At 52.5% G+C, this 8,820-nt stretch carries 5 protein-coding genes; 4 read left to right on the top strand and 1 reads right to left on the bottom strand.

The annotated features are described in order from the left end of the window. The 4 genes from HMPREF2736_RS09180 (at position 1) to HMPREF2736_RS09195 (ending at position 6,725) form a co-directional block, all read left to right on the top strand. Complete coding sequence (locus tag HMPREF2736_RS09180; protein WP_168167631.1) at positions 1 to 1,503, top strand: glycosyltransferase family 4 protein; 1,503 nt, start codon at positions 1 to 3, stop codon at positions 1,501 to 1,503. A gap of 80 nt (positions 1,504 to 1,583) precedes the next feature. Then, on the top strand, positions 1,584 to 2,507 hold the full coding sequence (locus HMPREF2736_RS09185; protein ID WP_083323048.1) for an ABC transporter permease: 924 nt from the start codon (positions 1,584 to 1,586) through the stop codon (positions 2,505 to 2,507). Positions 2,508 to 2,565: 58 nt separating this feature from the next. Beyond that, a complete protein-coding gene (locus HMPREF2736_RS09190; RefSeq protein WP_167615617.1) occupies positions 2,566 to 3,306 on the top strand; it encodes an ABC transporter ATP-binding protein in 741 nt (246 codons plus the stop codon). A gap of 119 nt (positions 3,307 to 3,425) precedes the next feature. Further along, a complete protein-coding gene (locus tag HMPREF2736_RS09195; RefSeq protein WP_256381022.1) occupies positions 3,426 to 6,725 on the top strand; it encodes a bifunctional glycosyltransferase/CDP-glycerol:glycerophosphate glycerophosphotransferase in 3,300 nt (1,099 codons plus the stop codon). An 18-nt stretch (positions 6,726 to 6,743) separates the two neighbouring features. Here the strand turns inward: HMPREF2736_RS09195 and HMPREF2736_RS09200 are convergent, their stop codons facing one another. Beyond that, positions 6,744 to 8,495, bottom strand: a complete 1,752-nt coding sequence (locus HMPREF2736_RS09200) for a glycosyltransferase family protein (RefSeq protein WP_168167633.1) — start codon at positions 8,493 to 8,495, stop codon at positions 6,744 to 6,746. Positions 8,496 to 8,820 lie beyond the last annotated feature (325 nt).

An 8,820-nucleotide genomic window follows, 5' to 3' on the forward strand; every position in this document is an offset into this window, starting at 1 on the left:
GTGGACAAAGTGAAACAGGCCTGTTTTATGTCGAGCTTTTCACTGCGCCAAATACAGGTCGATCCCGAAAAGTTTGCTAAAGACTTTGGCCGCCGGTTCGCGTCGATTCCAGAGCTTGGACAGCTACTTTCAGTGGCCAGTCGTAGGAGTAAAGACGTTGCAGACGCGGAAGCTTCACGCTTATTCGAACAAGGAGAGTTCACAAAGGCATTGCGCGAACTTCCGCGACGTCCATGGCTGAAAAATCGGCGTTCGGCATACGAGTTTGAAACTCAAAAATTACGTCAGGTAATCGAACCGTCTGTGCCACTTCATCGCGCAGAACGAATCATGCACTATCTTACGAACTCTCTGCCGCATTCCGTTGCTGGCTATTCACTGCGCAGTCACGCGGTGCTTCAAGGAATGTCGGCGCAGGGGATTGAAGTTGAGGGGGTGACTCGCGCGGGCTATCCCAATGTGGTTGGAAAATTTGCGGCAGGAGCCACTGAAACTGTGGACGACATCACATATCGCAGGATTCTTCCCAAATGGACTCGCATTACTTCAGAACACTTCCAGCAGGATGCGATTAAAGAGCTTGTTTCCTATGCGGGTGACTTTGGTGCGGAGGCGCTCCATACCACTACGGGATTTGAAAATGCCTTGATCGTAAGTAGGGCAGCGAAGGCCCTAGGGATTCCGTGGGTGTACGAAATGCGTGGTGCTCCAGAACAAACGTGGTTGTCCAAACGCCCCGAAACAGCACAGCGACAAGCTGCGCAATCGGAGTACTACCGACTCGCACAACAGCAAGAGCTGGAAGCTTGTAAACAAGCAGCTGCTGTAGTTGTTCTCAGTGAGGTAACCAAGCGACAGCTTGAGGATTCGGGCGTTGACCCCAACAAGATTGTGGTCGTTCCCAACGGGATCGATGATCGAGCCTTTGAGGAATGTGGCTCTCAATCGCAGCTGCGGGAACTGTTTCATCTGCCAGTCGATAAAACCATTGTCGGAGCGATCACCTCAGTTGTTGATTACGAGGGACTCGAATACTTTGTACAGGCGTTTAAATATCTCGATGAGGAATTTGCTGGCGTCGTTGTGGGCGATGGCGCGGCGTTAGCAGAATTGCGTGTACTCGCGGACTCTTTGGGCGTTGCGGATCGAGTGAGTTTTGTGGGCAAGCAACCCGCTTCGACTATTGGCCGTTGGTATCAGTGTCTTGATGTTTTTGTAGTGCCGAGGAAAGACACTCTGGTGTGTCGCAACGTGACACCATTGAAGGCTCTCAATGCGCAGGCTCTGGGCATTCCTGTAGTCGCGTCAGATTTGCCAGCACTACGGGAAGTTACCGGTGAAGCCGAGACATATGTGCAGCCGGAGAACGCTCAGCAGTTAGCGCAGGGGATCAAGAGGGCAGTGGGACGCGACGGTTTGCCTTCGATTGAGTGGGCGAAAACTCGACAGTGGAGCCGTTTGGCAAATAAGTATAGAGAACTATATTTAGGTGCTGCATGGTAGTTTCACTATGCAGTGACAGGCGGTGTCTGGAAAAGAAACGGATAACGCTTTTATGGCCGGGCGCCTAGGAAGGATCTGTGATGAGTGAGGACGGGCTCGAGTCGGAGCATGACAACACGTCTGCAAACCTCGGTGCGGACGAATCACAGTCCACAAACACCATCGTTGTACAGCGGTCGTCGCTTCGGAAGCTATCTGCTCGTCCGCCACTGCCTGAGTATGTGCGCCAGCTCTGGCGTCGTAGGTATTTCCTCCAAGCGGATGCGACGGCGAAGGCTTTTCGTACCCCACGTGACTTGTGGATGGGCAAAGTTTGGCTCATTGTTTCGCCGCTGATTGATTCAGTGATGTACGCGATGATCTTTGGTCTCATCGTCCGTACGAATAATGGCATCCAGAATTTCCCAGGCTACGTCGTCCTTGGTGTGACGTTTTTTCAAATCTTCCAGAAATATATCGCGGATGGAAATGACCTGGTGAAAAAACAGCAGAACCTGGTCAAGTCATTCATGTTTCCTAGAGCGGCTCTGGTGTTGTCGCAGTCTCTGCGCCTGTTTTACTCCACAGCGGTACCGGTTCTTGTGGCCATTGTCTTCACTCTGCTTACCCAGTGGAAAGAGCCAATCCATTGGACGATCATCTTCGTCGTGCCACTGTTTTTCCTGGCACATATTTTCGGCACGGGCATCATGTTTATCGTCGCGCGTATTACAACGTTTTACCCGGATATGGAAACCTTATTTCGGGTGGGGCAGCGGTTCTGGTTTTACAGCTCAGGAGTGTTCTTCTCTGTAGACCGTTTTGTTGAGCAGCCAATTCTCAGAGAAGTCATGCTGGCTAACCCCGGTTATAAGTTCCTCATGGCGGCACGTGAGTCAGTGATGTACGGCCAGTTGCCCACCATGGAGCTTTGGGGACCGATTCTTGCTTGGTCGTTCGGCATGTTTGCTGTCGGGTTTGTTTTCTTCTGGCAAGCGGAGGAGCGCTATGTCACTGTCAAATGATGAGATGCACTCCACTACGCCTTCTGTGGTCCTCCGAAACATTGTGATGGAGTACCCAGTGAAGTCCACGGAAAAGCGATTTGGCTGGGACAAGGTTCGCGCGCTCAACGACATCAGTTTGGTTGCATACGAAGGGCAGTCCATCGGCTTCTTCGGGCACAACGGGTCGGGTAAATCCACAACGATGCGAGTAATCGCAGGCGCTGAGCGCCCATCAAGCGGAGAGGTGTTGGTGAAATCTCAACCCACGCTGATGGGAGTCAGGGCAGCACTTCAGCCGAGACTATCCGGCGCAAAGAACGTCCGGATTGGTTGTCTGGCAATGGGTATGACACCGGAAGAAGTTGATCGTGCCTATCCCGGAATCGTCGAGCTGGCAGATATTGGTGACGCTATTGATCGTCCGATGGAAACGTATTCATCAGGTCAGAGGGCGCGTTTAGGCTTTTCTATCGGGCTTGCAACAGAGCCGGACATTCTTATTGTCGACGAGACGTTGTCCACCGGAGACGCGGCGTTTGCTAAACGCGCAGAGGCACGAATGGAATCTGTGTTGACTGGTGCCGGCACAGTGCTATTGGTGTCGCATTCGGCGAAGCAACTCGAGGAAATGTGTGATCGTGGGGTGTGGATCCACGAGGGGGAAATCATCGCTGACGGTGACGTAGGTGATGTAGCTGATCGCTACCGTGAGTGGGTAAAACTTAAGGGCGAGAACAAGTTTGAGGCGGCGGAAGACCTCATCGACGAAGTTACCTCGACCTATATCAAGCCCACCATCGTGTTTGATGAGAAATAACGGGAGAGAGCAATAGCACGGGAGGATTCCACGTGGGATTAGGTAAGTTTCGGCCCGTTGTGAGCTACGTACACGATGTGCGTGCATGGCTCAAGCAGCTTCCTAACGCGAAGCAGTGGGTGCATCGTGGAGGAATCGATGAACAGCCGAAGTTGAGTGTCATCGTCCCGTGCCATAACGCCGCCCGCTGGGTGGCAACGTTAATCCATTCCATCCAGTCGCAAGGGGTTGACTCGATGGAAATCATTGTGGTGGATGACAAATCTACCGATGCCACCCGATCCATTGTGCATTCGTTGCAGCTCCTTGATCGACGAATCCGCATTCTCGACGGTGAGGGAAGAGGTCCCGGTGCTGCGCGCAATATGGCGATTGAACAAGCGCAGGGTGAGTTTCTGGCGTTTGCTGATGCTGATGATCTGGTGCTGCCAGGTGCGTACAAGTCGATGCTGCAGACACTCGAGGAAACGGGCAGTGACTTTGTTTTCGGTGGGTACGTTCGGCATAAAGGAAGCTCGGTTACTCGCCCCCAAATCGTGGAATCGACGCACCAGCGAGATGTATTGAAAACGAGCGCAGCGGATTTCCCGCAAGCGTTCAACGAGCCTGTGCTCTGGAACAAAATCTTCCGCATGAAGTTTTGGCGCTCATCAGTCAAGGCGATGCCTGAGCACCTTAACTATGAGGATCAGCCTCCGATCTTGCGTGCGATCGTCTCCGCATCGTCGTTCGATGTGCTTAAACGCGATGTGTACTCGTGGCGGATGTCGGACGAAGGAACGTCGCGTTCCAATGCAAAGGCGGATATCGACGATCTACGTGACCGCGTTGCTATAACGCGGGTGATGTGGACAGAGGCAGTAGAGCACAACGCGCACGACGAGCTTCGTAGCTTTATGCTCGAGCGATTTATCTCGATGGATCTGTACCTATTCGCCGTGCACCTTCCGCACAAGCATTTCGATGATCCGTATCGCAAGCTGATGCGGTCATTTGCACAGGACATCAGCAAATGGCTGCAAAAGTATCCGAATGCGCTCGACCGTGTGCCAATTTATCGCCGTTCACTTTTCTGGGCCCTGGCACATGGAACTGACACGGATGTTAACGAGGAAATTGGGCTGAGACTCGACCTACGCCAGCAATATGCGTTCCTTGAGGGCGGGATGATTGCTGCTGATTGCGTACCTAAGATCGCTGGCTTTCCCACAGATCTCCTTCGCGCCCGAGCAGTGGATGTGCCTGTGCTCGCAGAAGTTCAAAGTGTGCGATGGATTGATGAAGATACCGTTGAACTTCAAATCCGAGCCAGCATGAGAGGCGTGAATTCCCAAGATGTGGAGTTTCAATTCTATGGTGTCCACGATGACGCACTCACCGAGACTGATTCAATCGACCGCCTAACGGCCACCTCGTTACTGCATGCCCGTCGCAACTCACACTCCGCAAATAATGCGGTGTTTCAAGACCCTTGGCACGACCATACAAATGATTCGTACCTCGTAGAAGTGAATCTTCGTGGACTTGAGCACCTGCGTATCGGTGTCTGTGCAGCCTGGGGCGAATTTAAATCATTTGGATTCGCGAAGTTCGCAGGAGATATCGCAACCGGATTGCCTAGCCCACTGGGAAGCGATCACCGATGGCTGATGCAGCCGCAACGAGGAGTCGGCGGCATGAACTGGCGCTTGACCAAGCGCAGTATTAAGTCAGACGATTTTCTTCTCACGTCGTGGCAAGCGCGAAAAACCAGTGTGTTTGGAGAAGTCCGAACGGATTCACTACAAGACGGCACAGCGCAGTTCCGTCAACCATTTCGTCCCTTGGGATATCGAGCTCTCCTCGGTTGGTCCAGAAAAGATGTCATAGCAATTGGCGGACGTCGGGTGCACAGCGCACAACCTCTAGAGAAGCAATTCGGCACTGGACAGGGGACTGTCGTACGCACCGCGGCCGATGGTTCTGCGGTTATTGACCGTAAAGCGATTCGGGTTGAGGTTGATGCTGCGAGAAATGAAGGGTCCTCCCTCATCCTTGAAGGACGATGCAGCGCACCTGCTGTAAAACCGACGATTTGGCTCAGTTCCTCCAATCAGGCGGTGAAGGCAGAAACAATCTGGGATGGTTGTAAATTCACGGCCAGGTTTGAACTGGCAGTCTTACGTGGGAAGTCCTACTTCCTCCGCTGGTCGCTCGTACCCCAGAACCGTTTGAGCAGGGCAGCAGTAGAACCAGGGGATCTGAACGCTAATACCTTCCTTGAAGGGACTGTTCGTTCTGTCCGGATCGAGCCACGCAGTAATGGGACGACCGCACTGCGAGTGCTGGCTCCGAGTGAAGTTTCCAAGGCAACTTCGTGGGAAACCTATCGGGGCGTTCCGTTTGCGGGGGGTCCGCTGATCCGTGGAGTGTTTGTTGAGGCGTTCTCAGGAAAGAACGTCACCGATAACCCGGGTGCAATTTGCGAGTACTTGCTTGAGCATCATCCCGATATTCCCGTTTGGGTGTCCGTTCGCGATGAAAATGTCGAAGTACCCGCCGGCGCCGTGCCCGTGATCACCGGCAGCGATGATTGGTACGACAAGCTCACACGGGCAAAAGTAATTGTCGGAAATGATAATTTCCCCTTCTGGATGCGGAAACAACCTGGGCAATATTGGCTTCAAACCTGGCACGGTTGGCCGATTAAACGATTGTTGTTTGACGCGCACCCGTTTTTTGTCGGTCTGACATATCGCAGGCTGATGGAACGGCAGTCCGGTGATTGGGATCTGCTGTTGGCGCAGAGTGCGGAAGCAGCAGAGTTGATCGCAAATTCTGCTCACTACCGCGGAGAAATTCTTGTCGGGGAGTATCCACGCAATATTTACCTCACGCGCGGATTGCGGAACATTGACGCAATTAAGGAATCTCTGGGGATCCCGAAAGGCAAGAAAGTCATTCTGTGGGCGCCAACCTGGAGGTACTCCAAGGACGATTTGGCATTCCCTGCAGCGCGTATTGCTCGACGTAATGATGCTGTGGTCCTTATCCGTGGTCACCACATGCGTGCGATCGCCGGTCGAGGCAAGAATGTGATCAACGTGAGTGGGTACCCACGAGTTGAAGACCTTATGGCTATCGCAGACGTTCTTATATCTGACTACTCGTCGGTCTTCTATGACTACAAGCTCACCGGACGTCCTTCCATTGTGTACGCGCCTGATTTGAAGAGATCCAAAGAACGGGAGCGGGGCTTCTACACTGATTGGCCGTATGATTCCGGAAGGCCGGTAGCGCTTACACCGCATGATCTCGAGGAAGTTCTCAGAAAAACACTCGGTACCGAGCGCAGCGAAGAGGTAGACCGAGTGGCGCTTCAGCGCAGCGTCGATTCTACGCTCAAACAAATCGCAGATTGGATCATCGAGCGCCTTTAACCAACCGTAGCGGCAAAACTACGCTTCAACGTGTGCTTCATTAAGGCCGAAAGTTCTAACCTCGCCTTGTGCCATGAACTCCGCATCAGCAAGCTGCCACGTGTGCTCGCCGCCTCTGACTTGAATAAAGTTAAAGCGGTCTGCGGAATAGATATAGCGCCCTTTGCGCTCCAATGTACGAAGTAACGCAGTGTCCTCGCCGTTAGTTCGATTCTCGAAAGGGAATGACTCAAAAGTTGCGCGGGGGCCGAACAGGGTTGGACCGGCAACAAAGTTCGTCCAAATATGCTCCCTCTCTGGATGCCGTAACACGATGGCGTTTTTGCTTTCGATGTACGCATAGCAAGCCTGTTTGCCAACGAGATCCGCACCGCTGTACATCGCCGCGTTGCGCATATCTTCCAGGTAGTGGGGGAGGTACAAGTCGTCATCATCGAATTTGGCGATGAAGTCACCGGAGGATCGTTCGACTGCCGCATTGAGACACTCGCCAAGGGACTGCTCCTCCGATGCAGCGATGACCTGCACCTCATCGTGGGGAATACCGTACTGGCTGCAATAATCGCCAACCGCATGGTCCTGCAGTTTAAAACCATGGCACACAAGGATTAGTTCTCTGCGAACATTGATTTGCCGACCGTATTGGCTAAACAAGTGATCTATGTTGTCAGGCCTGTTGGATGGCGCAATGACGGAGATGAGAGGATCCGACTCGGTAGCAGCATGCTCTACGCCAGCGGCTTCGAGGAGTTTCGACGCACGGTGGTGGTAGCAGTGGTTGTTCCAGATGGTGCGCTGTGCGCGGTGCACCATGCGTTCACGGACCTCTGGTGACTTGAGCAAAGTCAACAAATGCGCCCGCGCCTGATCCTGATCCTCAGCAATAGCAATTTGATCTGGGGAGAAGAAATTCTCAATCGCTGGACTTGGAGATGTAAGCAGCGCAGCACCATATGCGGGCAGCTCAAATACGCGACGCGAACACATCGTGGGACTGGAATCTACTGAATTTACATTCAGAAAAACCTTGTGTTCTCTATTAGCTTGAAGCATATGGTCTGCAGAGAGGCTACCCGCGATGTACTTCTGTACTCGCCTCGGGAACCGATAACGTTTGTCAACATTTCCTAACCGCGAATAGATGGTGAATTGGTATCGGTATTTCTCAGCGATATCAGCCGCTGCGAAAAGTTGATCCTCTAGGTGCTTTTTTCGCGCAGAGTATTTGTGGTTAAAAAACGTTCCTGCGAACGCGACATCTCCCTGTTGCCAACGCTTATCTTGAACTTTCGGCCCGATAGGTGAGTTCCGAGCCGGGTTGTGAATGAGAGGCTGTGCTGCAAACGGGAGGACGTCGATAGCTGCTTCAGGTGCTGCTTCCTGATAGTGGGGGACCATGTTTTCATCAGTGGTGAAAATGATGTCAAAGGCCGTCGCTGTTGCAAGGAAGTCGTCGAAGTGAGGCGGATCTTCCTTGTTCCAAAACACCGTAGGGATCTGGTGCTGCTTGCACCAATCCAGGAGTTGAGCAAGGTCGGGATCCAACGAGCTGGTCTTGATTTTTCCGCCCCATGTTCCGCCGTTACCAGCGTGTGCAGATTCCACGAGCAGAAGATCAATAGATGTATTTTCTAACTGTTCGGCCCAACGTCCCGGTGTTACTTTTACGGTGTTGAACTCCCCCTGCCAACATTGATACGAAAAATCATCCAGGATAACTGCAGCAGTAGTCTCTGGGAAGTGTGGTGTTTCTAGCGAAAGTGGAGACACGGAGGGCCGGTTTAAGGAGCCTCTCCGAAGCAAGGAGTGCTTCCGGTGCGAAGCAGTATTAGTGAGCCGGCCAACTTCATTAACAAATTTGGCGAAAACATAGTCAAAATTCCCGTTTCGGATTTGAGAGAATGCGGTTCCTGCTCTGTCTTTAATGCGGTCTACATCCAACAACATGCAGTGAAATCCCGTCTAGCTGGTGTTTAGAAATGTGTGCACGGTTTAGGGTATCGGAGCAAAGCAAGTTGGGGACGTTGGGTGCATCTGTTATTGCGCTCAAAATTACCCTTGGTGAAGTGTCCCAGGTTTTGTTCCGTTTGAGTAG

It is taken from the genome of Corynebacterium sp. HMSC036E10, assembly GCF_001836265.1.
In the GTDB taxonomy this organism is placed as follows: Bacteria; Actinomycetota; Actinomycetes; order Mycobacteriales; family Mycobacteriaceae; genus Corynebacterium; species Corynebacterium coyleae.